Origin of the sequence: Paenibacillus sp. FSL H7-0943 (assembly GCF_037963265.1) — a bacterium.
Lineage (GTDB): Bacteria > Bacillota > Bacilli > Paenibacillales > Paenibacillaceae > Paenibacillus_AQ > Paenibacillus_AQ odorifer.
On record NZ_CP150148.1, the window covers coordinates 6,562,554 to 6,587,886 of the forward strand.

General features: G+C 45.9%; 20 protein-coding genes. 7 read left to right on the forward strand and 13 right to left on the reverse strand.

All coding sequences use genetic code 11. From position 1 onward, the window contains the following. Nucleotides 1-54 precede the first annotated feature (54 nt). Nucleotides 55-1,752 (forward strand): methyl-accepting chemotaxis protein, encoded by a 1,698-nt coding sequence (locus NSQ55_RS28740; protein ID WP_076278297.1) that lies wholly within the window; start codon nt 55-57, stop codon nt 1,750-1,752. A gap of 77 nt (nt 1,753-1,829) precedes the next feature. On the opposite strand, the gene NSQ55_RS28745 is transcribed toward NSQ55_RS28740, so the two are convergent. From NSQ55_RS28745 to NSQ55_RS28765, 5 genes are all read right to left on the reverse strand, one after another. Continuing rightward, nucleotides 1,830-3,845, reverse strand: a complete 2,016-nt coding sequence (locus NSQ55_RS28745; RefSeq protein WP_038573706.1) for an EAL domain-containing protein — start codon at nt 3,843-3,845, stop codon at nt 1,830-1,832. Between the two features lie 233 nt (nt 3,846-4,078). Beyond that, on the reverse strand, nt 4,079-5,737 hold the full coding sequence (locus NSQ55_RS28750) for a hypothetical protein (RefSeq protein WP_076124007.1): 1,659 nt from the start codon (nt 5,735-5,737) through the stop codon (nt 4,079-4,081). Then, complete coding sequence (locus tag NSQ55_RS28755) at nt 5,730-6,536, reverse strand: ABC transporter ATP-binding protein (RefSeq protein WP_036682032.1); 807 nt, start codon at nt 6,534-6,536, stop codon at nt 5,730-5,732. The genes NSQ55_RS28750 and NSQ55_RS28755 overlap by 8 nt, the downstream gene beginning before the upstream one ends. 676 nt (nt 6,537-7,212) lie before the next feature. Next, nucleotides 7,213-10,941: an S-layer homology domain-containing protein gene (locus NSQ55_RS28760; protein WP_339170327.1), complete on the reverse strand. Its 3,729-nt coding sequence runs from the start codon at nt 10,939-10,941 to the stop codon at nt 7,213-7,215. Nucleotides 10,942-11,014: 73 nt separating this feature from the next. Next, on the reverse strand, nt 11,015-11,785 hold the full coding sequence (locus tag NSQ55_RS28765; protein WP_339170329.1) for a hypothetical protein: 771 nt from the start codon (nt 11,783-11,785) through the stop codon (nt 11,015-11,017). 356 nt (nt 11,786-12,141) lie between these two features. Here NSQ55_RS28765 and NSQ55_RS28770 point away from each other — a divergent pair, with 356 nt between their 5' ends. Further along, entirely contained in the window at nt 12,142-13,497 is a 1,356-nt protein-coding gene (locus tag NSQ55_RS28770) for a dicarboxylate/amino acid:cation symporter (RefSeq protein WP_076179275.1), read from the forward strand. A gap of 88 nt (nt 13,498-13,585) precedes the next feature. Here NSQ55_RS28770 and NSQ55_RS28775 read toward each other — a convergent pair whose 3' ends face one another. The 4 genes from NSQ55_RS28775 to NSQ55_RS28790 form a co-directional block, all read right to left on the reverse strand. Beyond that, nucleotides 13,586-14,581: a Gfo/Idh/MocA family oxidoreductase gene (locus tag NSQ55_RS28775; RefSeq protein ID WP_076179214.1), complete on the reverse strand. Its 996-nt coding sequence runs from the start codon at nt 14,579-14,581 to the stop codon at nt 13,586-13,588. Between the two features lie 163 nt (nt 14,582-14,744). Then, nucleotides 14,745-15,698, reverse strand: coding sequence for a 1,4-dihydroxy-2-naphthoate polyprenyltransferase (gene menA, locus NSQ55_RS28780; RefSeq protein ID WP_076219134.1), 954 nt, complete (start codon nt 15,696-15,698; stop codon nt 14,745-14,747). Between the two features lie 38 nt (nt 15,699-15,736). Continuing rightward, entirely contained in the window at nt 15,737-16,513 is a 777-nt protein-coding gene (locus NSQ55_RS28785; protein ID WP_076303570.1) for a DUF6081 family protein, read from the reverse strand. 35 nt (nt 16,514-16,548) lie between these two features. After that, nucleotides 16,549-17,466, reverse strand: coding sequence for a prenyltransferase (locus NSQ55_RS28790; RefSeq protein ID WP_036682043.1), 918 nt, complete (start codon nt 17,464-17,466; stop codon nt 16,549-16,551). Between the two features lie 335 nt (nt 17,467-17,801). On the opposite strand from NSQ55_RS28790, the gene NSQ55_RS28795 reads away from it, so the two are divergent. The 4 genes from NSQ55_RS28795 (at nt 17,802) to NSQ55_RS28810 (ending at nt 21,032) form a co-directional block, all read left to right on the forward strand. Then, nucleotides 17,802-18,425 (forward strand): GPR1/FUN34/YaaH family transporter, encoded by a 624-nt coding sequence (locus tag NSQ55_RS28795; RefSeq protein WP_036682044.1) that lies wholly within the window; start codon nt 17,802-17,804, stop codon nt 18,423-18,425. A gap of 54 nt (nt 18,426-18,479) precedes the next feature. Next, the gene (locus NSQ55_RS28800) at nt 18,480-18,797 is read left to right on the forward strand and encodes a hypothetical protein (protein ID WP_076278292.1); all 318 of its coding nucleotides are present in this window, start codon (nt 18,480-18,482) and stop codon (nt 18,795-18,797) included. A 121-nt stretch (nt 18,798-18,918) separates the two neighbouring features. Further along, on the forward strand, nt 18,919-19,395 hold the full coding sequence (locus NSQ55_RS28805; RefSeq protein WP_036682046.1) for a DsrE/DsrF/DrsH-like family protein: 477 nt from the start codon (nt 18,919-18,921) through the stop codon (nt 19,393-19,395). A 125-nt stretch (nt 19,396-19,520) separates the two neighbouring features. Further along, nucleotides 19,521-21,032, forward strand: a complete 1,512-nt coding sequence (locus NSQ55_RS28810; RefSeq protein ID WP_339170337.1) for an aminotransferase class V-fold PLP-dependent enzyme — start codon at nt 19,521-19,523, stop codon at nt 21,030-21,032. A gap of 12 nt (nt 21,033-21,044) precedes the next feature. Here the strand turns inward: NSQ55_RS28810 and NSQ55_RS28815 are convergent, their stop codons facing one another. Further along, nucleotides 21,045-21,956, reverse strand: coding sequence for an aldo/keto reductase (locus NSQ55_RS28815; protein WP_076179216.1), 912 nt, complete (start codon nt 21,954-21,956; stop codon nt 21,045-21,047). 59 nt (nt 21,957-22,015) lie between these two features. After that, a complete protein-coding gene (locus NSQ55_RS28820; protein WP_339170340.1) occupies nt 22,016-22,633 on the reverse strand; it encodes a TVP38/TMEM64 family protein in 618 nt (205 codons plus the stop codon). A gap of 180 nt (nt 22,634-22,813) precedes the next feature. Between NSQ55_RS28820 and NSQ55_RS28825 the strand changes: the two genes are divergently transcribed. Further along, the gene (locus tag NSQ55_RS28825) at nt 22,814-23,332 is read left to right on the forward strand and encodes a GNAT family protein (protein ID WP_076124023.1); all 519 of its coding nucleotides are present in this window, start codon (nt 22,814-22,816) and stop codon (nt 23,330-23,332) included. A gap of 322 nt (nt 23,333-23,654) precedes the next feature. Here the strand turns inward: NSQ55_RS28825 and NSQ55_RS28830 are convergent, their stop codons facing one another. After that, nucleotides 23,655-23,906 carry a hypothetical protein gene (locus NSQ55_RS28830; RefSeq protein WP_339170343.1) on the reverse strand — a complete coding sequence of 84 codons (252 nt, stop codon included), beginning with the start codon at nt 23,904-23,906 and terminating at the stop codon, nt 23,655-23,657. Then, nucleotides 23,906-25,333 (reverse strand): dihydropyrimidinase, encoded by a 1,428-nt coding sequence (gene hydA, locus NSQ55_RS28835; RefSeq protein WP_339170346.1) that lies wholly within the window; start codon nt 25,331-25,333, stop codon nt 23,906-23,908. Before hydA ends, NSQ55_RS28830 begins: the two co-directional genes overlap by 1 nt.

Here is a 25,333-nt window from a genome sequence, read left to right on the forward strand (position 1 = left end):
AGAGGTGAGAGCTATTATCACTGAGAACATAATTTGTCAAGGTTGGTGCGAAGAATGAAATTAGCAACTAAATTAACTTGGATGATGTTCGTCGTCTTACTTCTTGTAGGATCATCCATCGGGTTTTTCGGATACCGTACAGCTTATAAGCAAGTAGACGAAGCCGCAGGTATCGAATTGGTAGGATGCGCTAATATTACAACCGGCCTGATTGACCCCGCAGACATTTCCGCATTGTTGGCAGGCGATCAAAGTAAACTGGAGGCTGTAGAGGATCGAATCGGTTGGATTGTAGCACATAAGGCTATTTTTAAAGAGGCATTCATCTTATCCTTAGACGGAAAAGTACTTGCCGCAGATTCAAGCTTCCAGGCTAGAGGTTATAAAGCAGGCGATACTTTTTATTTCCCAGCTGAAGTTAAGCAACATATCACTGAGTCCAAGCATTCCTCCTACTCCAAGGTTTATACATACGAAGGTACCTCACTTAAGACAGGTTACGGCCCCATCTATCAGGATCATGATCCGTCTAAACCTATAGTTGCGCTGATGGCTATTAATTTCGATGGCTCCATAATTCAAGAACGAACTCAAGATATCATTGTTCAGCCTTTTATTATCGGTGCTTCCATTCTGGTTATAGCTATTGTGGCAGCTTATCTGTTAATCCGCCGAATGATTAGTCCGTTAACGAAGCTGTCCAAAGGGGTCAATCTTGTTGCACAGGGCGACCTTACTCATAATCCTATTTTATTCAACAGCAAGGATGAGATTGGTACATTAGCCCGTGATTTCAATGACATGACCCAAAGCCTGCGCTTACTTATTACCGAGGTCAATGAGACCTCCATGCAGGTAGCCTCCTCTTCCGAAGAGCTCTCCGCCAGTGCGCAGGAAACCAACCGGGCCGGTGAGTATAGCGTCAATGTTACGATTGAGCTTGCCGATAGCGCGAATTCGCAGCTGCAGAATATGGAGGGTGAATATAAGTCTGTACAAGACCTGTCTCATTTCATCACAGAGATTGCAGGCAATGCAGATAACGCAATGAATAATGCGGTCAGCAACGCTAATAAAGCGCGTACAGGCCGTGAGGCAATGGATTCCACCACACAGCAGATGAGAGTCGTAAGTGACAGTATTACCGACCTAGCACTCATTATTGAAACCTTGGGTGGTTATTCCAAAGAAATTGAAAATATCGTGGGTACTATTGCCAGCATCGCAGAAGAAACCAATCTCCTGTCCCTGAATGCAGCGATTGAAGCCGCAAGAGCTGGAGAAGAGGGAAGAGGGTTTGCGGTCGTTGCCCATTCCGTACGTAAGCTTGCTGAGCGCTCAGCCCATTCCGCTGCGCAAATTGGCCAACTGGTCAACATCATCGTAAACCAGATGGATCAGGCAGGAGAAACTATGAAACGCTCTACAGAAGAGATGGAGCACGGCAGAGAAATGATTGCCACGGCAGGCCAGTCCTTCTCGGAGATTGAAATGTCTGTCTCGGGAATGGCCTCACAAAGCCAGCAGATCTCAGGAACGGTTCGCCAGCTTTCGCTGATCTCCGACCGTCTCGTTACAACCCTTCAGAATATCGTAAATGTCGCTAATCAGACAGCCAGCAGTGCAGAGACATTATCCGCTTCCTCAGAAGAACAGCTTGCCGCAATGGAGGAAGTTGAGTCTGCAGCAGCTTTCTTGTCCTCACTAGCTGAGAAGCTGCAAATTCTGATTGAACGCTTTAAGGTTTCTTAATAGCAAAGGGGCTAGCATCCAAGCAGAGATATTCTGCTTAGACGCTAGCCCCTTATTCTATGTATTGAGATCATCTGCTACGATACTGCTGTATTCGCTATAAACCACTGGCCCAGCTCATGCACCGGCATTGGCCGCCCATAATAATAACCCTGCATCACTCTGCAGCCTAAGGATTGCAGCAGCTCAATCTGCTCTGGTGTCTCCACACCTTCCGCCACGACCTCCATATTAAGATTGGTGGCAATCGCAATGATATTACTGATAATGGCTTTCTTGGAATGCATCTTGCTCTTACGAATAAACACTTGATCAATCTTGAGTGTGTTCACTGGAATCTCATCTAAATTACCAAGGGATGAAAAGCCTGTCCCAAAGTCATCCAGTGATACCCTTACCCCAAGTGCCCGAAGTCTGGAGAGCTGCGCAACCGTCTCTTCCATGTTATTCATCGCAATGGACTCTGTAATCTCCAGTTCAAGGAAATGCGGCTCTAGACCTGAACGTGTGAGTGCTTCTTCTACAACATCGTATAAGCCCCCGCCCTCAAACATCCGTGCTGACATATTAATAGAGACTGCGACATTTGCTATCTCTTCCTTATGCCAAAGCATGTTCTGGCTGCATACATCATGCAGCATCCAATAGGTAATCGGGACAATCAGTCCCGTTTCCTCTGCAATGGGAATGAATTCAGCCGGGGAGATTATCCCATGTTCAGGGTGCCGCCAACGCAGCAGTGCTTCAAGACCCACGGTAACGTTCATATACGAATCCCATTTCGGCTGGTACACAACCATAAACTCGGAGCGTGCCAGCGCTTTACGAAGATCCTTCTCCAGCGACATCCGTCGCAGCTGATGGCGGTTCATCTCCTGATCGAACACACTGAATTTATTCTTACCCGAATCCTTAGAGGTATAAAGAGCTGTATCGGCTGCCTTCATTAACGCTGAGCGGTCAGTTCCATGCATAGGGGTCATACTGATCCCCACGCTTGCAGTAACATATAGCTCATTACCTTGAATACTGTAATATTTCTTAAGCTCATATAAAATGTGCTCTGCTTCCTCTTGCGCATCCTCCACAGTACAATCTGGAAGAGCGATCAGGAATTCATCTCCGCCCAAACGAAAGACCTTGCCTTTACTTCCTACAGAGCGTCTTAATCTTATAGCGACCTCTCGCAGTAACAAGTCCCCTATATCATGTCCAAGCGTATCATTAATCGACTTAAACCGATCCAGATCCACAAAAAATACGGCGCCAGATCTACTCCCGAAAAATTCATCTTTAAAATAACGTACCAGGCCATGCCTGTTCGGAAGATCAGTTAGTGGATCATAATAAGCCATCCGTTCCAGCACATGCCGGTCCAGAAATACAGCACCACCAGAAATCGCAAGCATAAATAGCGTTACCAAGGACACTCCCATTAAAAGAATAACATCAGTCTCCATAAAAAAAGTTGTATTGCCTAGTAGACCGTTATATTCAAAATGAGTCGCCCTTACACTCGTATAATGCAATCCAGTCACCGAAAATCCGATAAAGAGAGCAGAGTATAACTTCCAGCGGTTAAAACCCACATAGTCTTTAAACTTGTGAAATAGAAATAATCCGATAAAAGACGAGAGCATAACGAGGATTACAGCACATGTCTGAGTCCATATCTCATAATGAATCTCCGCTGCGATCTTCATGGAGGACATTCCGATATAATGCATAGCCGAAATTCCGCTGCCTAGAAGAACACCACTAACTATTAAACAACTTTTTCTTAAACGTGGCACAAACGTAATCCGGAATGCCGAATAGCAGCACAACACACCAACCAATAACGATAATACAGCCCTGCCTGGATAATAATTCACGCTAAAAGGAAATCGGCTCGCCATAATCCCTACATAATGTATCGACCATATGCCACTACCGAGTACACATGCCCCCGATATTAACCATAAGCGACGAACTTTCCCAAACGAACGAGGGACTTGCGAGATCAGATTCAGCGCGGAATAAGCTGCAGTCGCCGCTAGCGCAAATGATAGTAAAACAATCCAAACGTTATAGTGGATTCCCATTTTATCCATTAGTTAACCTCTTCACCGGTTTTGAATACCGTAATCGCTGCAGCGTATTTCTCAAGTAAAAAATCAGTACACGAATATCAGATAAATGGAAGAGTGCGTAAAGATTATAGGTTATCCCTGAAAAGCAACTTTAGATGTATTCTACCTTGTATTCAGCCGATTGTCTAAGAAAATACTGGAATTTATACCCTTTTTTTATGTCGGCAAAAAATGTCCATATTTGACGCATTCACTCACCCCGAAAAGTTGGATATGTGACCTGTGGTTGATGGGGTTTTGGGGAAGGTCTTTCGCCATAACCATTGATTCAAAACTACCAGAACTAACAGATAGATGTAAATTCCTCCGGTAAATAAAGTGAAGACATAATGAATACCCGCCATCCCCATCAGCAAAAACATAAGCATGAAGGCGACTCCAGTATAATCCTTTTGTTTGGCTGCCTCATAACGCTCTGAAAAAGGTAAGCTCCGGGGATAAACACGAAAGCAGATGACTGAGAAAATCAGCATGGCGAATAATACCACTACTAAATCAGGTACAATGTGCACACCGAACAACAGAATGAACAATACCGCATCTACAGCAAATAAAGGCAAGACTAGCCGTAGCAGTGCCGCCTTAAGCATCCCACGGTAAATAGGCGTGCTATCGGGTAAAGGAATCAGCCTATAAATCCAAGCTCCTTTATAACTTGTAGAGTAGCGTAACATCTGTATTACAGTCTGCATTAACATCGTGCAGAAATAGATTAACAAGTACACTTTTGAACCTTTAAGGGAACCATCATAACTATTCTGCAATATACCAAATATAAAAATAAACGGGAATGCGATAGAAAAGCCAAGTGCAGGATAGACCTTCAGCTTAAAATCGCGCTCATTCTTCATCATGGACCAAGTAAACCGAAAGAAAATCCCCTCTGCCGGTTCCTTGCATACTCTGCGCGAGAGCCACTCTGCGATCTGGCCCTTGTCTTTTCCACCGGAGCCTTGCTCCGCCAGCTTTTGCAAATTCCGTTCAAACTGTGGCATCAGCTTAATATAGGCTGCGATCAGTACAAGTGGGGTTATCAAAGCCAGCATTGAAAGAATGAAGTAATAGGGTTCTCTCGCTCCACCAAGCAACAGTTCAAACGGAGCCGCGAACCAAACCGGAAAAATAAAGTACTGCCACCAAGCAGGATGATAAGCAGCGCCAAGCTCAGTGAGGTTGAACAACCGGGAGATGAATTGATAGCCCACCATTATTCCGATCGTCAGAAGGATTTGCGTATAATTTATAATATCCTTGAGCTTCTCCCCATCAAAAAACCGCATGATCATCAGGTAGAGCAGTGCAGTTATTACGAGGATAAAACAGTCTAACAAGACAATTGTCACCGCATACATCAGAAAAAAAGCGATCCCCTGCTTAAATAGGCTAAATACCAAAGATGGACCAGTGATCGACAATGTAACTGTCCCTAAGTAGAGGAGAACGTGGATGGTTTTGGCCATATTTAAGGTAGTACGGTTGACGGGTTTGGAAAAAAGAATATTTTTATCACGTAAATCAAGCATTACTGAAGAAAAGTCAGAGATCAGGGTTGTGGAGACAAAAAACATAATGATCCCAAAGGTTAAGCTCATTTGCAGCATATAGTGATCGTTGGATAGCGTTAGCGGAATTAATATTAAACCAAATAGTAAATAAATCCACTGTAATCGCAAGGGTGAACCTTCTTTAGCGTTCTCCTTTTTCTGCATACCTGCAAGCGCTGTAGGCGTTCTTCTTCCGTCCATGGTCAGTTTGATCTGTAAAATACTCCGCATGGTGTCGTAATCGACTCCAAATCTTATAAAGGCACCCCGCAGCTTATCCAACAGCCTCAGCACGAAGAAATCAGTCATAAGAGGATACCTCTTGCTCCTGCATGACCGCAACAAATTCACCAGCGATATCACGGTATTTATCAAATCCGGTTAATTGATTGAAAATATCTTCAAGCGTCCCTTCGCGGCCTTTCTCCTTCAGCTCTGCAAAACTTCCGTCCGCCACAATATCCCCGCCATCAATCAAAATGATCCGGCTGCTGATTTTCTCAACCACATCCATGATATGTGAGGAGTAAAAAATGGTCTTCCCCCTTGCTGCCAGCGATGCAAAAATCTCCTTCACTATCATCACGCTATTAGCATCCAAACCACTCAGCGGTTCATCCAGGAATAAAATATCAGGGTCATGCAGCATGCTGGAGATAAGCAACACCTTTTGCTTCATCCCTTTTGAGAACGAAGAAATCCGCATATCGTAAGACTTCTCCAAACCTAACAGTGTAGTTAATTTTTTGGCCTTGTAGTCCGCCTCCGCACGACCTAGCCCATACAGCTCGCCAACAAAGGTTAGATACTCTCTTGCAGTGAGGCTATCATATAATTCGGCTACCTCCGGCACATAACCTATACGTTTCTTGTAAGAAACATCTCCATCGGCAATATCCTTACCGAAAATCTCCACTTTACCGTTATATCCTTCTACCAGACCGAGCATAATCTTCACCGTTGTACTCTTGCCTGCCCCGTTAGGACCGATATAACCAATAATTTGTCCTCTATATACCTTAAGATCAATTCCCTTTAGCACCATTCGGTCTGTATAGTTCATCCATAAACCTGAAATCGCTATGACCGGATCGTCAGCTAAACCCATATCTCAGTCCCCTTTCTAGTAACTAATCAATAATGTGAAATATTACTACTTTATGTAATTACAATAATTGTATCATTTAGTAGAATCCTCTTCCATGATTTAGTCTGCTAATCTTATGTCTAGTTAAAAAAAGTGTGGCCATTAGGCCACCCACTAGAGATTTATAGCGAAAGGCAGCACCACCGATGCCACGAAATGGCTGTTGGCACCCCCTTTATTTGAGCAAACCGGACTAAGATCAGTGTACGTTTGGTTGGGTAGCATTTATAAGTAAGAGAGCGAGCACGCTATCGGACACAGCTGACCTTATACGCGGCTTTTTACCACATTTGGAGTGCTAAAGGACCCCATAGTCGCTATCAGCATGAAAAACACCATAAACACACCTTTTTCTAAGCGATAGCGTCGCTGGAGTCCGAAACTATGCCCCAAAGGCTGGAAAGTGGGAAATAACGTCATCTGGGTCCGAAAGCCGCGTCGATAATGAATGAACTGCTGAATCAAGCGGGCATGAGGGCATGAGGGCAAGTGCAACCAGCCAGCTAACAAACAAAAAAGCAGAGCAGCGATACTCCAATAAAGGAGGAACCGCTGCTCTGCTGTCTTAGTCAAACCAAGTCGCCGCATTCATAGTTGAACGCTACTTACGTGACGTCCGCTATGTCTTAGTGGCTGATTATTTGGATAGCAAATTGTAAATAACCTGTGCTGCTTCTGCTCTTGTAGTGACTTCTTTTGGATTGAGTTTACCGTTCGCTCCGGTCACTACGCCTCTCTCTACCAGCGCTTGAAGGGCTTCTTGTGCATAACCAGCGATCTGTCCAGCATCACTAAAGCCGGCAAGCGTGGCCGCTGTCTTCTCAGATGGCAGTTCACCTAGCGCTACAAGCGAGCGGTACAAGAGTGTAAATAGCTCCTGCCTAGTGATCTGAATATCTGGCTGGAATTGATTATCTCCCGAACCCGTTGCTACCCCAAGACGTTTAGCTGTAGCAAGATAATTCGTATAATACGTATTGCCTGCATCTGCAAAATTATCAGCAGCAATGGCATCCGGTGTGATGTCATAAGCCTTGAGCAACAAGACGATGAACTGCCCTCTAGTGATTGCAGCATTCGGACTGTAATGTTCAGCATCCGTACCAGATGTGATACTGCGTGCTGCTAAGAAACCTACTGCATGGCTATACCACGATGCATCTGGAACATCTGCAAAGCTCACCTGATTATATCCAATAATATATTGGGAGAAATGTGTGGTTACGAAATCTACAGTTCCCTTAGCGGCATTGTAATTTCCACGTACATTGTCCAAGCTTCCAGTGCTGTTAATGTGATACACAATAACTGCATCTGACCGTTCTCCCGCTTGCAGCACATACGGTACGCTGACACGAACACTGCCCCCACCGAAGGTGGAAATCGTGCTTTCACCCGCTATAACCGACAAGTCATAAACCGGTCTGTCTCCGAGAACAGCCTTGCCTTCTGCCGTTAATGACACCTTCGCGATTCTAATAATGATGTCTCCGGCATCTGAAGCTGCACTAATGCTCGCCAATGATTTGGCATCAAACGTAATCGTACCCACATTCTCATAATCAATGGTAATCTCCGCCTTCGTTCCGGCGGCTAACTCATTAATTATGCTTCTTGGAAGTATAAGATCAGCTGTTTGAGTATCCGAAGTAGCTGCAACTTTAATTTCAAGAACAGCTTTCTTCCCATCAGCTTCTGCCTTCTTAGCGAGACTCACAAATTCAGCAGCCGTTTCTTTTGTGATCGTAGCAGTAGTAACTCCTGTGGTTTTATCCGTTTTAGTTGCCGCTGTTGCTGACAGGTTCACGGTATTCCCTGCTGTTGCCGTAGCAACCAGTTGCGGGCTTGCTGATGGTGTTGGTGTAGTCGTGCTCGGTGTAGAATTGCCACCCGATCCACCTGTTCCACCTGTTCCAGGATCTGAAATAGGCACATAGGCCGGAACCACAATGTCAGTCGCTGGACTTGCCTTATAACCTTCTTTGGCTGCGTATCTCACTTGATACGTGCCCGGTATTAATCCTGTGATTTCTTTATCTGGTGCATACACATAATTAGTTACACTCGACAGCTTATATTCTAAGGCTGTCGTGGTTCCCGTAATTCTTCCATCGTTGTTCGCTGCTGAGGTAGGAGCAACTCCCTGTAACCCAGTTGGAGCTGCTTGTTCCGCAGTGAATGCTGGAACGATTACATCTGCTGCTCTACCCGCGTTAAATCCCTCTTTAGCTGCGTATCTTACCTGATAGATACCCGGCACAAGTCCAACGATCTCTACATCTGATGCGTAGACATAATCGGTAACGGTAGACAGCTTATATTCCAGTGCTTTCGTAGTTCCTATAATTTTACCGTCGTCATTAGCTGCACTGGTTGGTGCTACACCTACTAATCCTGTAGGTGCCGCTTGCTCACCATATGCCGGGACTTCAACTGTAGCGTCTTTACCAACGCTGTATCCCTCTTTTGCCGCATATCGCACATTATAGAAGCCCGGAGTAAGACCAGTGATAGCCGCACCTGTTACAGGCTTATAATCAGCTTCTCCAACGCCTTTATACTCCTGTCCTTCCGCTGAACCCGTAATTTGCCCATCATCATTAGCTTCAGAAGTAGGGGCTACGCCCACCAGTCCTATCGGAGCTGCTTGTTGATGGGTGTAAGCAGGAACTTCCACACTTACGTCTTCGCCAGCATTATAAGGAATGATTGTGGGTCCAGCTGCGGAAGTTGGCCCTTGATAGCCCGATGTTGCGGCATATCTTACCTTGTAAACACCAGGTGCAAGCCCTGTGATGGCTGATCCCGAAACTGGGGTGTAAGCCTCGTCTCCAGCAAGCTTAAATTCCAATGCTGAACTGGTGCCTACAATTTGCCCATCCTTATTGTCGGCCGCAGTTGGTGCTACACCCGTAAGTCCTGCCGGCACAGCTTCGAGTCTGGAGAATATTTTATCCAGCGCTGTTGTAGTGTTATTGTATCTGGCTCCGATTGGGTAATTAGCCTGCACGTAATCCGGTTGGATATTCGTCCAGCTGTACATAAGTTCAACATGCCCTAGAATCGGTGTGTTTTTGCCTCCTGCATCCTTGTTGTCCTTGTTATAAGTGAACAGATATGGAACCTGAAGTCTGTCTCCGCTCACAGTGTTTCCAAGTCCGTCTACATAACTAATTACAGTTGGTTTAGCAGCTGTATTGTTTTCGGTCTTGATATTGGTCAGATAAGTACGAACCAGATCAACATAAAGCTGCGCATACGGATGATTGGTGGTTCTAATCTGAAGTTCATTATTATTATGCGGATTCGCACTGCCCTTAGTGCCGCTGTTGTTATTAGGCTCAGCAACGGTCACACCAGCATCCAGCTTAGTGTCGAAGAAGTAGATCTTATGGATATTATGTTTTTTGGCATATTCGTTGATATATTTAATCACCGCTTGCGTGTTAGGGCACCACGAGCCGCCTAACAAAATCGCATAGTTTCCCTCACTCGCTAAAATTTGCTTCAGCTGATGATAGGTCACATGTTCATAAACAAGCGTGCCATCCGCTTCGTTGAAGATCGTAGGTTTGCCCTCATTTTCCCCTTCATAGTTCTTATTAAATGCAGCCTTGATATAAGCCGACTCGTCGATAGTGTCATATCGGGAAGCGGCACCCAGCACCTCACTTACTGATGTTTTATACGCATTAACCTTCGCCGCATCAAGTGTTCCGTTCGTCAGGAACTCATTCCACGAATAGCTCTTATCCAGATAGGATACGACAGGAGCACTATTTCCCTGTGCATCCTTGTGATCCTTGTTGTATACCAATAAGAATGGAGACTCGAGCTTGTTAGCAGTCACAACTTCCCCGTTTGTATTGGTATAGCTGACATTGCGTTCTGGATCATCTTTGGAAGACAGATTTAAATTCTTCAAATACTTGTTGACCAGATCAACATATTTATAGGCAAATTTATTATTGCTGTCTGCAATCTGAAGGGTGTCCCCGTCCAGCTTAGTATCAAAGTTATAAATCGTTGAGATGCCATATTCCTTGGCTGCCTCGTTGATAAAGCCGATATCGGCCTGTGTATTCTCACTCCAAGCGCCGCCAACCAGAACAGCGTATGTGCCTTCACTCTCAAAAAGATGAACGATATCTTCATACGTCGCTGTTTTAAATACATGGTTAGCATCATTTAGACGGTCATAGACATGACTGAAATAGTCAAACTGGTTAACGCCGCCTTGGGAAGAGGTTATCGCTTCTGCGGTATCCGAATTAGCATAAGCTCTCCCTGCCTGAGTAGGCAGGATTAGCAGGGAGGCTGCCAGCAGCAGCGTTACAATTTTTTTGAAGGTTAATGGTCGTATCATTATGTGCACCTCGCCTTAAATAGGTTTATGGGATGAATGGGCTGAAAGGAATCCTGAATGAGCCTGCTGCTCATCAAGGACAAACCTCTTCCTCAGCGGCTGGTGCCGGTGCGGGTGCCTGAACCGTTTCCACTGGAGCAGCTGCTGGCGCGCTGACTGTAGATGCAGGTGCAGAAAACGATGTTTTCGGTTGAGAAGACTCAACTACCGGAGCCGGGGTCGCCTTAACTACCTCTGTGGTAGAGAAGGTTATAGCCTTTTTGGAAGGTGTCTCCGTTGCTTTTGCTACGGGAGCTGCGGTTTCCTTAGGCTGTTCAGATACAACAGGAGCGGCAGTCGGCTGAACGGCTTTAGCGGTTACGTTTGCTTTTGGAGCAGTCGTAGGCGCAGCAGTTGGCGCAGGCGTTGCTGCGCTGGTTTGCGGTTTAACAGATGCAGATACCGTTGTTGCAGCTGTTGCCGTCTTAGCGGTGTCCGTAACCGGGGATGCAGCTGCTTTAGGCTGAGCTGCACCCGCTTCTGGAGCTGCTGAAGCCACAACCTTCGCCGCAGAATCAACAGCTGCGGCTGGGGCCGTAGTCGCTTTTGCCGTGACTGTCTCAGCTGCTGGAGCCGAAGCTTCCGGCTGGACAGCTTCTGTTACAGGAGCTGCAGTAGCTTCTGCCTGAACAACAACTGCTACCGCAGAAGTAGCTGCTGGTAAAGCTGCTGCGGTTACTGCTGTATTACTACTCTCTTGAATGGGTGCTGCCTCTGCTGTTTTTTTGTTAGCGGATACCGCGGCATACGTCAATGCGGAGAAGACGATAGCGGCGGCAACCAAAGAGATCGAAAGCTTTTTCATATGTGTACCATCCTTTTCAAATAAAATAAGAAACCCCTTCACTACATTCTTGTACCTTAAATCCGTAACTCTCCCTTCTCTAAAGTAAAAAAAAAGAGACTCAACGGGACGCAATTTACGCGTCTTTCGTTGAATCTCCGGCTGTCCAGTCGATTCCAATTGGCTTGTGATTAAGTTCCATATTATTCATGCCATAGTGCCTTGTCAATCAATTTTTATTTTTCACATGGTTTTTATCGGAATTGATTATTTTTAACATATAATTACATTGACTTTACTATAAATTCTATATAGATTGATCTCAATAGGATTAATCACATTAAAAAACTAGGTTTAAGGGGGTATTGGTAGTGAACATAGATAACAACTTATTATCCGCCATCGAAACGAACTGGTATGGATTTGTCGCCTCCATATTTGTGTTTGCAATTTTGTTTCTACTGGCACGTAAACGAATTGGATTTGGTACCCGGGTACTCATCGGACTTGGCATCGGACTTATTGCCGGTATATTCTTTCAGTACTTCGATTTAGAGACCAAAGCTATTAGCACATTCGGCAGCATTTATATCAGCTTGATCCGCATGCTCGTCATTCCTTTAGTATTCGTACTCGTATTAAACAGCATTTCTTCCTTAACCAATCTGGAGTATCTACGCAAAATCGGGATCAAAACCTTCGCCTGGTTCCTCGGAACAACGGGCATCGCTTCTATTATCGGCCTATCCGTTGCGCTGCTGTTCAATCCCGGCCAAGGTATACAACAAGATGTACCCGCAGATTTTGCAGCCCGTGAAATCCCGACCTTCTCCCAGGTTATTCTGGATCTTGTTCCCTCTAACCCTGTTAATGAAGCAGCTACGGGTAAGGTTGTGCCTCTACTCATTTTCGCGATCTTCCTAGCAGTGGCTATAATCAAGATTGGCTCCAAGAAACCGGAAGCCGTCAAGCCTGTACGTGATCTTATTGAATCCCTGACACTGATACTGCATCAGGTTGTGAAATTCATTATTCGCCTGACGCCTTATGGCGTATTCGCACTGATTGCCGGAATCACCGCACGTTATGGCTGGGAGACGTTGCAGGAGCTAGGCAGCGTAATTATAACCTCGTACGTAGCAATGATTATACATTTTGTACTTATCTTTGGCGGATTGGTTCTATTAGTAGCGAAGGTGAATCCAATTCGTTTCTTCCGCAAAGTGTATCCAACCATTACCGTTGCCTTCACAACCAGAAGCAGCTACGCAACCCTACCGGTCAATCTAGAAGTGATTACGAAGCGGCTTCATGTCTCCCCGCGGATCGCGAGCTTTATCGCACCGTTAGGGGCATCTGTGAACTTTAATGCGTGCGGTGGGATTTGGCCAGCTATTGTGGCTGTATTTACCGCCCAAGTATTCGGTATTGATCTGAACTGGACCGACTATATTACACTGGTATTAGTAAGTATTATTTCTTCCATTGGTGTAGCTGGCGTACCTGGACCAGCCGTAATCTCCACCACAGTAGTCTTAACTGCTCTCGGCCTGCCGCTTGAAGGAATCGCTATCGTTGCAGGTGTTGAAGCGCTCATCGATATGGGCCGTACCGCTGTAAACGCAACTGGAACAGCTGTAACAGCTCTGTTAGTAGCTAATTCCGAAGGTGAATTTGACCGCGAAGCGTTTAATAGCAATGATGACGATGATATTCTCTTGAGCACCGTTTAAAAGCTGAAACTGTAAAAACCTCCGGAATCTGCGTAAAGCAGAGCGCCCGGAGGTTTTTTTTGCATAGATTCCTATTGGATTCATCTTCTTATAGCATACTAATTCTTTCCCGCTTTTTAGCAGAAGCTAGACAAGTCTCGATCAATTGCATGCCCAGCACTGCATCCTCAGGTGCAAATAATTTTTTTCCTGTAAATACTGCGGCGGCAAAATCATCGACCTCCCGTGTATAGGGATTCGCCCCGGTGGCATCAACCCGTCTTACCCCTTCTCCCGTATGCACAAAAAATTCAGCGTCCTCATCTCTAGCATTAAAAGGCATAGGCACTTCAATCATTCCATCGGTCCCCAGAATCTCTAACAGCTGGCGGTTATATGCCCACATCCCGCAATCAAAAATCAGGCTTAGCCCCTTCGGAAACTCTACCAGTCCTGAAGCCATCATATCTACGTTGTCATGCTCCGGAGAGAACATAGCATGTACTGTTACGGCTTCTGGCTCAGCTCCGAACAGCAGTCGTGCTGCACTTAGCGGATAACAGCCGATATCATAAAGCGAGCCGCCGCCCCAAGCGGATTTAAAGCGAATATTAGAGGTGTCTGTAGCGTCATTATAAGTAAAAGTGCCTCGAATGGAGCGTAATTCGCCAATTTCTCCGCTAGCGATAATCTCTTGCAATTCCGCAATCCGAGGATGATGCCGATACATATAAGCTTCTGCCAAATGGACTCCAGCATCATTACAAGCTTTTACCATCTCAGCCGCTTCTTCACTGTTCAGCGCGATCGGTTTCTCACATAAGATATGTTTGCCAGCTTCCGCCGCACGGATTACCCATTCCCGATGGAGGTGATTTGGCAGTGGAATATACACCGCATCAATATCCTTATCCGCCAGTAATTCCTCATAGCTGCCGTAAGCTTTATCTATTCCGAACTCTGCGGCTACAGCGCTGCTTTTTTCTAAACCGCGACTGGCTACCGCTGTAATCATTCCCGTCTCCGAATCCATTATAGCCGGCATCACTGAACCTGTCGCAATCTGCGCGCAGCCCATGATTCCCCAGCGAAGTTTTTGCACCATCGTTGCTAACCTTCTTCCTTATAGATTACTTACTATACTTAAAGCCACCTTATCATAGAATGAAACGTTTCTCTAACAGAAAGAAGCCTGCAAATTGCAAAAAAACAGTGCCAAAAGGAGCTCCAACCCCGATAGACACTGCTTTTTTATAAAATATGAATGTTTATATTAGTGCATTTAACAGCACAGCCGCACCCAGCACAACTATACGCGCAAGGTTCATCAATACGAAGTTTTTGACGGCAAGAATAAAGGTACTCGCCTTCTCCTGTTTCTCTGTGAACAAGGCAATATTTCGGCGAAGCGGGATCAGCGTAAGTAGAATCAACAGAACCAGAATAGGATTAATCCCTAAGATCAGCAGCACTACAAGATCCAGATAAGAGACATAGTAGAGATATTTAAAAAGCACAAGCGCATTGCGGCGGCCAATGTACACCGGAAGCGTGTACCTGCGATTCTCCACATCCTCATCAATATCACAAATATTATTAGCGAGCATAATCCCTGCGATCCCCAAAATAGCGGGCACGGAAAACCAGAAAAGGTACAGCACTTCCACGATGTTGATATTCAAGCTGACCCAGCCGTTCTGAAGCAGCAGTGAAACCACATGCTCATCCGTATGGATATAGGCAGAGATAAAAATAATAACAAAGCCCATAAACAAACCCGAAAACAGCTCACCTAACGGCATACGCGAGATGGGAATCGGCCCGAACGAATAAAGTATACCGATCAAGAACGACAGTCCACCCAGCAAAAAGACCAGCAAACCCGTCTGAGTGACAAGCGCAATCCCGCCCCCTGCTGCCAGCGCCAGCAAAATAACAATCGTCGCCACGACGGTGCGCTCTTTTAGCTTAAAATGAACAATCGGATTATGCGTTTCGTAGCCGTAGCCGTGGGTTTTGGAGGCTTTTTTGAAATCGTAATAGTTGTTAATCGCCGTCGTCGCCATATCGAAGCTAAGCAAAGACACGAACATCAATCCAAAACGCAATACGTAAAAATCCTCAAACCGGTACAGGGCATACAACGTTCCCATTAGAAACGGAATAATACTGGCTACCTTCGTCGGCAGCTCCACAAATCTTAGAAAGCTTTTAATATTCACACCATACACCCTTATCTGTCAAATGAGCCTGCAAGGCATTACTGTTCAGTTGTTGTAACCGTCACCGGGGACCATTCTGCAATAACTGTTTGTCCATGTACAGACACACTGCCTTCAGGACTCAGATCCTTCTCTGTCATAATTCCGAGCGCTACAGTGAAGTTATTGAATTTAAGCGGTATATTTTTCTCGCGGCGTACTTCCTTGCCGTTCAAATAGAATACAGCCTCATCATTGCCGCGGTGATAGGTAATACGGTACGTATTGAATTCCCGTGGTTTGAAATCCGTATCTTCTTTAAAGATGCAGAAATATTTCGTTCCAGTGCTTTCTGGCACTTGTACACCCGGGAATGGCAATATACCATATACACTAGCGTATTTGTCATTTCCCGCGAAGAAATCAAGCGCAGCGCCTGTCGTGAAATCCAGCAGGTTCAGCGATACATATCCATCATACAGATCTCCAGGTGCAGTTCCTTGTGTACGGCAACGAATTTGCAGCTCAATGCTAATCTCTCCAGCTTCCGGAATCTCCACTGGCTTGGCTGAATAATACATGTGCTTGGCATTGTCCAGAATTTGCACTTGATGGTTCTCACGAGATAACTTCGCACGTACATACAAGGTATCATTACGAACGATAACTACAGCCTCCGGCTCACGGTAAGCCCAAAAAGATCCGTCAGGCAGTGTAAATCCACCCGTCTTCCAGACCTTTCCTTCTTCTAAAATAGAGTGGAAATCCCCAAGAACCATGCGATTGCCTTTAACTTGTTGTTCTTCTGCCGTCAATTCCTTGTCCTTCTTTTCCATGAAAGCTCACTCCTTCTGTAGTCCATCTATTAGTATCAGATCAAGCCTTGAATTAATAAAGTTATTGCCATTACTACTCCGCAGCGTACGGAGGCTTTTTGTGAAGCACCCATCAGCGGGATATAAGCCGGCGAAGCATTATGTTGCTTCAGACTACTGTAAATGCGCAGCGGCCAGAAAGCTGTAACCAGCGCCAGCAGTGCGTAAACAGGAAGTACACCCAACAGCACACAGACTATCACCGAAGCGTAACCAGTAAAAAGAAGTACACGTGAGAATACAAGTGCCTTTTGTTCTCCCCATACTACAACAAGCGTAAGCTTACCCGCCTGCTCATCCGCTTTCCAATGTAGGAAATGGTGATTAAACAACAATAATGTAGTTAAAAATCCGACAGGCAGCGAGAGAATTACAGGCTTCATGCTAAACTGACCGGTTTGTACGAAATAGGAGCCTAATACAGGCATAATCCCAAAAGCAATAAAAATGGCCATCTCACTATAGCCTTTGCCGCGATAGCCATAACGCAGTGGCGGAGCCACATAGAAATAAGCGATTAAAGCACCAACAAGTACAAACCAAAGGATATTCCAACCGCTATATATACTAAGAATCCCACCACAGATAAGGGCAATCGCCAGCATACTCCAGGTCATCCTTGCATAAAAAGACTCCGAGAGGATCCCACCTGTCAGTAGCCCGGAGTTTGTGCTGATTTCACCAGCGGAATTCTTTGCTTCTGTATCGGTTCCGTTGCGGAAGTCCCACAGATCATTCACCATATTGGAGAACAAATGCGCCGAAATCGCCCCTATTAAGGTAAGAATAAATAAAACCGGATGGAATGTCCCTTCCCATACATATGCCCCAACGGTCCCCAAAACAATCGGGATGAGCATAACAGAAAAACTCCAAAACCGGGTCGCCTTGGTAAATAATGTCCATTTGTTCACTTCAAGCTTACCGCCTTTTTCATATGATTTGATAATAATTATCACTGACTATTATACATCAATTTTCGAGAGATTGTGAAGATTATCACTGCATATAATGTCTATTCTTGACATAATACTTCCGTTTGTTTGGTTAAGTATCTTGATAATGGAAGATAAAAATGTAAACAATTCCTTATTTCACGCAGGACCCCTATTTTACGACAAAAAATGAGTGTTGTTTTATAGGCAAGCACATACCGATATGATATGATAGGCAAGCCTATGAACAGCGCCCCTTACGGGCTGTTTTTAAGAGCGTAAAACTATATATAATAATGGAGGCTTTTACTGTCATGTCAGCGCAATCCCCTAACACCCAATCTGTCAAAATCGTCACTGCCGACCCTAGCGCCATCGGGCTATTCGGACTGGCTATTGTCACATTGGTCGCTTCTTCACAGAAGCTTGAATTTACAACAGGACTTAGCTACGTTATTCCTTGGGCTATCTTCCTGGGAGCATTCGCGCAGCTATTCGCCGCCATTCAGGATGCTAAGCACAACAATACCTTTGGTATGACCGCCTTTGGCGCCTACGCTTTCTTTTGGTTCGGCATGGCTAGCAGCTGGCTAATCAAGCTTGGCGTATTTGGTCCAACGCTTGCGGAGGCTGTAGATCCTAAGCAGCTCGGATTTGTATTTCTGGGTTACTTGATCTTCACACTCTTTATGACGATTGGTGCCGTTGAGGCAAATAGAGTTCTGCTTATTATTTTTGTATTGATAGATTTTCTCTTTATCGGACTAACCTTTGATTCCTTTGGGATCGCTCCAGAATTCTTCCATAAGCTAGCTGCTTGTGCTGAGCTTGGTATTGGTATCGTGTCCCTTTACGGATGTGGAGCATCCGTGCTAAACGCTCATTTCGGCCGCAGCTTCTTACCGATTGGAGCTCCGCTGGGCATCTTCAAAAAATAGAAATTGTTCTGATCTGAAACTAATACTTTTGCAAGCCGAAAGGATGCTGAGACTATGCATGTCCTGTCCTCTTCTGAATTAGCGGTAACTGCTATTTTCGCCCTTATTCTCGCAGTTATTGCCTACCTGATCATTCGGAATATCCCGAAGATGGTTGGTGATATTGCGGCTTTTCGCAAAAGAACACTGGTTTGGACCCAAGTTTCACTAGTACTAACGGTGCTTCAGTTGAATTTCAAAGCAGGCGATTGGCGCTTTTCTATCGTCCTTGGACTCATTGTGTTATTTACCGGAGCTATTTGGCTGTCCGCCCGTTATTACGACATCAGTCGCAATGCAGGTCCAGAATCTAAAGATCCTGAAGCACATTAGTAAATCTCAAGCTCCCGAAAGGGGGCTTTTTTTTATAATTTCAGAAAGCTTCTTCGCATAGTTCTCCCCATCACAACCATACTAATGACATTCTAATAAAAGTAACGGGAGGATTATCAGGGTGAGCAAAAAAATCAATCTGCTAATGTTCAGTGGGGAATACGACAAAGCGATGGCTGGACTGATCCTAGCAAATGCCGCAAGAGATATCGATGTCGAGGTTACTATGTTTTTTTCATTCTGGGGTCTATTTTTGGTGCGTGATCCGGAGAAGATGACTCTTGAGGACAAGAGTATCTACGAGAAGCTGATGGATGTTATTACACCGAAGGGCCCTGGGCAGCTGCCGCTCTCTCATCTGAACTTTAGCGGGCTGGGACGAATGATGCTGGAGGAAATGATGGAGGAACAAGGCGCACCGAAGCTGATTCATTTTCTGAAAGGGGCTCGTAAAAAAAACATCAAATTCTATGCCTGCAAGCTTTCTGTGGAGATCATGGGCTTTAAGCCCGAGGAACTGCTGCCAGAGGTCGAAATCATCGATGCTGCGGCATATTTAAAAGATGCTTTAGAAAGTGATGTACAGTTATTTATTTAAAGTCTGACTAGGCTTTAACCCAATCCCCCATGCAGGCATATACTGTTGCCATAGAAACTACTGGCACGCCGAAAATACACCCCATTAACTTAGCACTGACGGCGTACGGGCTGGAGGGAATATCCGTGCTAAACATCATCCACGCCTCTTCTGCAGAGACGCCCGCTTCATTACAAGACCATTTTGATACTTTTCGTGGTCACACCATCGGCATTCGGCATCAAATCAACACCCCTTATGGCAGACAGCCGCTTCTGTATGCCGATTGGACCGCAAGCGGGCGCTTATATGAACCGATCGAACGCAAGTTGCAGGAAGCCTTCGGTCCCTACGTCAGCAATCCACATACAGATTCCAACACCACCGGACTAATCATGACGCAGGCTTATAATGAAGCTCGCCAAATCATTAAGAACCATGTAAATGCTGGCCCTCAGGATGTACTGCTCTTCTGCGGCAATGGAACAACAGGAGCCGTGAACAAGCTGCAGCGTATCATGGGATTAAGGCTCCCGGAATGGCTACAGGAACATAATAACCGTGCACTGGAAGACCGCCCCGTTATCTTCACCAGCCATATGGAGCATCATTCCAATATTCTTCCTTGGCAGGAGGGACTTGGTGACGTCGTTACCATTCCCGCCGGAAAGGACGGAAATATTGACCCTCAACAGCTTGAAGACCAGCTGCGACTGTACCCCAATCGCCGTTTCAAGATTGGTTCATTTACAGCTTGTTCTAATGTGACTGGAATTCAGACGCCTTACGCAAAGCTAGCGGCTACTATGCATCGTCATGGGGGCGTATGCTTTGTGGATTTTGCCGCCAGTGCTCCCTACGAGCCTATCAATATGCACCCACCTTCCCCACTGGAGAAGCTTGATGCGATCTTTTTTTCTCCGCATAAATTTCTGGGTGGGCCGGGCACAAATGGCGTTCTAATCTTTGATGAAGCGCTGAGCAATGGACGTATTCCTGACGAACCGGGTGGAGGTACAGTAGCCTGGGTCAACCCTTGGGGAGGACGCCGCTACACTAATGCGATTGAGATGCGGGAAGACGGGGGAACACCGGGGTTTTTACAAGCTTTTCGCACGGCGCTTTGCGTGAAGCTGAAGGAGCAGATGAATGGAAACGGTCAATATATGGTGATTAGAGAACACGAGCTGTGTCAGGAATTAATGGCAGGACTCCGCAGCATCCCGGAGTGCGCGCTGCTGGCCGGAGATCATACAGAACGTCATGGAATCGTCTCTTTTACACTTCGTGATATCCATTACAACCTCGCTGTTCAGCTGTTGAATGACCGTTTCGGCATACAAGCTCGAGGCGGCTGCTCTTGTGCAGGTCCATACGGACATTACCTGCTTGGATTAGGGTGGACGCAATCCGCTCAGATTGCCGGAGCGATCATGAGCGGCGACCAATCCTTCAGACCAGGGTGGATTCGCATCTCCCTACATCCCATTATGACTAATCAGGAAGTAAAGAGAATTGTATCCGCTGTAAGGAGTATTGCGACCCATGTCCAGCAATGGAAGCAGGACTACCTTTACGATACTTCCACGAACAGCTGGAATCATATCTACGCGCAGCATTCACCCGAGATGAAGCTCCAAGAACTCTTCACCATGTAACAATCTAACTTATCACACGTTGCCCTTCACCATGTCCAAATCGGCAGCACTGGCATTGGAGATGACTTGTTCTACATTTTTGCAGCCCGGAATTACACTGGTTACTGCGGAATGCTGGAGACACCAAGCCAAAGCCCACTGCGCCATATCCAGACCTGACGGCACTTCATTAGCAGCAATTTCTGCTACTGCGCGCAGCTGCTTTTGTCTTACATCCTCTTTATGGTTAGCTCGCACATCACCCTGAGCAAAAACCGCATCTGGCTTATACTTGCCGCTCAAATAACCACTGGCTAACGGAACGCGAGCTAACACACCTAATTGATGCTCGATGCACAGCGGAAGAATCTCTTCTTCAGGTTGACGATCCAGCCGATTATATACTACTTGTATGGCCTCTGCTTGCACATCCGCTGCCGCAGAGGTCTGGTGCACCCCCGAGCCCGATGCACTGATCGACACGCCCAAATGACGGATTTTGCCGGCTTGCTTCTGTCTGTCGAGCATACTCCACAGCTTATCATTATCGAATTGCTCATCCGTTCCGGAATGGAATTGATAGAGGTCAATATACTCTGTTTGGAGTGCGCGGAGGGAGTCGTCCAGCTGCTTAAGCACATCCTCAGCACGCCATAGCTGTTCCCGCTGCAAATGCCCCTGAAAATGATGGCCAAATTTCGTAGCTACAACCCAGTCCTCGCGTTTGCGGCGCGCCAGATAATCCCCGATGAACTTCTCCGACAAGTGATCTCCGTAACATTCTGCCGTATCAATCAGATTAATACCCAGCTCTCCAGCCTTATCCAGCATGGCATCGACTTCAACCTGAGTGAAATCCTTGCCCCACTCTCCGCCAAACTGCCAAGTCCCTAGGCCAATCACCGAGACATTCATTCCTGTACTGCCAAGCTTACGATATTTCATCATCATTTCCTCCTTTATTCTATTTAAATTTAGGGATTCAAGTTAATTCTGACTCTATGCTAAGCTATCTTGTTCCCATCCTGTGCTGTTCTAGCAAAACGTGCTTCGATGGCTTTGACTCCCCATAACGACAGCCCGATAAACAACAGAACATAGATAATCTCCCACGGCTGGCGAATGAAACGTTCCAGATCGTTGCCAATGTATGAAACTGCGAATACCATAATCGCTTTGCCTACCGTGAGCGCAAGAAGATACGAACGGAACCTCATCCCGGCAAGCCCCGCTGCCATATTAATCACAACAAAAGGTCCTACCGGAAATATACTAAGCAGAAAAACATAGCTAAATCCGCTTTGCCGCACCCACGTCATGCTTTTGGCTACTTTGGGCCGCGCTGCCCATTTTCGTAAATAACGATGGGAGGCTACTTTGCTGATAATCCAAAAGGTAGTCACACAGCCTGCAACCAGACCGATCCAAGAATACAAAAAACCTAACCATAAACCATATACGGCCCCATTTAACCCTACGATCGCAATAGTTGGCAGTGGTGGTATAAATGATTTCATAAACGTTAACGCAATGCCCGGAAAGGGCCCAAACGAACGATATTGTTCAAGCAGATGCCGCAGATTATCCTCTGTCAGCCAAGACATAATATCAAGAAAATACATAACCAGCTGATCTCCTCATCCGATTGGAATTCTTAACACTTGGTCTCAATTATACACGAAGTTACGTTCATTCCTACAGTGCCGCCAATATAGAGTGAGCAACCGGGACTAATTAAATGACAGGGAGAAAATTCTTCGTTACTATAGACAAAAATACATATTAGACGGGGGCATAAGGTTATGATCATTCATTCAGAAACGTTGGATCTGCAAACTACCACTGAGCAGGATTTAGCGTTCGTTCTAGCCATTGAACAAAGTGAGCTTAATCGTGCCTATATCGGACAGTGGAGTAAAGAGGAGCACATTACGGCTATCCATGATCCAGATATCCTGCATCTTACAATTTGGGAGAGGTCCGGGAAAAGAGTCGGCTATATCATCGTAACAGGACTTCAAGATATTCATCTTACTGTTTGTATTAAACGAATCGTCATCCATTCCAAGGGCTTTGGGTATGGCAAACTGTCGCTTCGTCTCGTGAGCGACTGGATCTTCCAGCACACCGAGACGCATCGGCTATGGTTGGATGTTAGAGATCACAACCACAGGGCTCGCCATGTCTATGAAAGCTGTGGCTTTACACTGGAAGGGACTCTACGTGATTGTATGAAGGTTGAGGGACATTTTGAATCTCTGCATATCATGTCCATATTACGGTATGAGTATATAGAGCGTGAGCAGCAGCGACAGAAATAGATTAGGGAAATCCTCCCTGATCTTTGGTCTTTCAGGTGCCTATAACTGCAAATCAGGGAAAACTTCCCTAATATTCAGCGAATTTGAGCAAAATCGGCGTATTTCAGTAATTTTTAGGGAGGTTTTCCCTAAATCGTCTATTTGGGGACCCTAATCAGCCACTTTTTAGGGAGGTTTTCCCAAAAAAGTGTATGCCGCGATGATAATCGGCTATTTTCAGGGAATTTATTTCCTCGCCCCCTTTCAGGAGCACAATAAAAAGCCGAGCAATAGGCCCCCTATCCTGCGCAGGCTCACTACTCAGCTTTCAATTCCATTTCCCTCAAACCTCTCCACTGTAACAACCCGCCTGCTCACCTTCCGCCCTCAGCCCCGTAACCACAAGGGTTGTCACGTACTTACGGGCATCCGCTGTCAGCAGTAACAGCTCTACCGAGCTTTTAGCCGGCTCCCCTCTGACAAACTTTATTCGGGCACCGTCCAAATCCTCTTGGATGCTGGCAATCGTATATCCTTTAAAAAGCAGCCCATCAATCTCCTGCTGTTCTTTGGCATATTCCGCAAAAGCAGACACTAGACAACACCTCCGCTGATTTCTGCCTTAGAAGGAAGAGGAGCCTCCGCTGCAAAACGTTTGCGTTTCAAATATTTTCCCGAACCTGCTTTGCCGACAAATTGTTTGTCACGAATAACAAATTCGCCTCGACTGAGAACAGAAACAGGCTCTCCCTTCACTTCAAAACCCTCAAACGCACTATAATCTACGTTCATATGGTGCGTGTCCGCAGAAAGGGTTCTTTCTACAGAAGGATCAAAAATGACCAGGTCAGCGTCACTACCTACTGCGACCGTGCCTTTTTGCGGATACAAGCCAAACAGCTTGGCGCTAGAGGTAGCAATAATGTCTACGAATTTGTTCAATGAGATCCGGCCTTTCTGCACACCTTCCGAATATAGAATTGTAAACCGGTCCTCAATGGTCGGCCCACCGTTCGGGATTTTGGAGAAATCGCCTAGCCCCAGATCCTTTTGTCCTTTGAAATCAAACGAGCACTGGTCAGAGCCAATCGTCTGCAAGCTGCCGCTCCATAACGCATCCCACAAAACATCCTGATTCCACTGCTCACGCAGGGGCGGAGACCACACGTATTTAGCACCTTCGAAATTAGGCTTTTCCAGTGCCGTCTGATCCAGCACTAAATACTGTGGACAAGTCTCGCCGTAGACGCGCAGTCCCTTTTTACGCGCTTCAGCAATCTTCCAAGCGGCTTCCGCACAGGTCACGTGTACAACATACAGCTGAGAATCTGTCAGTTCGGTTAAATAAGCTGCGCGTCCCGTAGCTTCACCCTCCAGCTCCGGCGGGCGGGTCAGCGCATGAAAGATCGGATCAGTGTTGCCTGCGGCTAAGGCCTGCTCAACAAGATATTCAATGACATCTCCATTCTCCGCATGCACCATAACGAGTGCACCTTCTTTTTTCGCAGCTTGAAGGGTCTTAAAAAGAGTGCCATCATCCGCCTGAAAAGTATTCTTATAAGCCATAAATACTTTGAGCGAGGTAATGCCTTCATTCTCAATTATCTCCGGAAGCTCACCCAGTACTTTATCGTTTAATTCTGAGACCATAAGGTGGAAGCTGTAATCAATCACCGCTTTATCCTGCGACTTATGATGCCATGTATCTACGGCTTGCTGTAGCGGTTGTCCTTTGGTGGTTAAGCAAAAATCAATGACTGTGGTCGTTCCGCCATATGCAGCCGCAATAGTTCCCGTCTCAAAATCATCAGCTGTAACCGTGCCGCCAAAAGGCATATCCAGATGGGTATGAGGATCAATGCCTCCAGGAAAAACATAACACCCCGAGGCATCTATAATTTCCGCACCAGGGACATCCAAATGAAGGCCAATCTCCGTAATAACCCCGTTTTCAATCGCCACATCGCCTGTATAAGTATCTGCTGCGGTAACGATGATGCCATTTTTAATAATCTTTTTCAT

Excerpts from the sequence above, each read along its gene's own strand:
- NSQ55_RS28740 (WP_076278297.1), top strand. The coding sequence starts at position 55 with ATGAAATTAGCAACTAAATTAACTTGGATGATGTTCGTCGTCTTACTT.
- NSQ55_RS28745 (WP_038573706.1), bottom strand. The coding sequence starts at position 3,845 with ATGGATAAAATGGGAATCCACTATAACGTTTGGATTGTTTTACTATCA.
- NSQ55_RS28750 (WP_076124007.1), bottom strand. The coding sequence starts at position 5,737 with ATGACTGATTTCTTCGTGCTGAGGCTGTTGGATAAGCTGCGGGGTGCC.
- NSQ55_RS28755 (WP_036682032.1), bottom strand. The coding sequence starts at position 6,536 with ATGGGTTTAGCTGACGATCCGGTCATAGCGATTTCAGGTTTATGGATG.
- NSQ55_RS28760 (WP_339170327.1), bottom strand. The coding sequence starts at position 10,941 with ATGATACGACCATTAACCTTCAAAAAAATTGTAACGCTGCTGCTGGCA.
- NSQ55_RS28765 (WP_339170329.1), bottom strand. The coding sequence starts at position 11,785 with ATGAAAAAGCTTTCGATCTCTTTGGTTGCCGCCGCTATCGTCTTCTCC.
- NSQ55_RS28775 (WP_076179214.1), bottom strand. The coding sequence starts at position 14,581 with ATGGTGCAAAAACTTCGCTGGGGAATCATGGGCTGCGCGCAGATTGCG.
- NSQ55_RS28785 (WP_076303570.1), bottom strand. The coding sequence starts at position 16,513 with ATGGAAAAGAAGGACAAGGAATTGACGGCAGAAGAACAACAAGTTAAA.
- NSQ55_RS28795 (WP_036682044.1), top strand. The coding sequence starts at position 17,802 with ATGTCAGCGCAATCCCCTAACACCCAATCTGTCAAAATCGTCACTGCC.
- NSQ55_RS28800 (WP_076278292.1), top strand. The coding sequence starts at position 18,480 with ATGCATGTCCTGTCCTCTTCTGAATTAGCGGTAACTGCTATTTTCGCC.
- NSQ55_RS28815 (WP_076179216.1), bottom strand. The coding sequence starts at position 21,956 with ATGAAATATCGTAAGCTTGGCAGTACAGGAATGAATGTCTCGGTGATT.
- NSQ55_RS28820 (WP_339170340.1), bottom strand. The coding sequence starts at position 22,633 with ATGTATTTTCTTGATATTATGTCTTGGCTGACAGAGGATAATCTGCGG.
- NSQ55_RS28825 (WP_076124023.1), top strand. The coding sequence starts at position 22,814 with ATGATCATTCATTCAGAAACGTTGGATCTGCAAACTACCACTGAGCAG.
- hydA (WP_339170346.1), bottom strand. The coding sequence starts at position 25,333 with ATGAAAAAGATTATTAAAAATGGCATCATCGTTACCGCAGCAGATACT.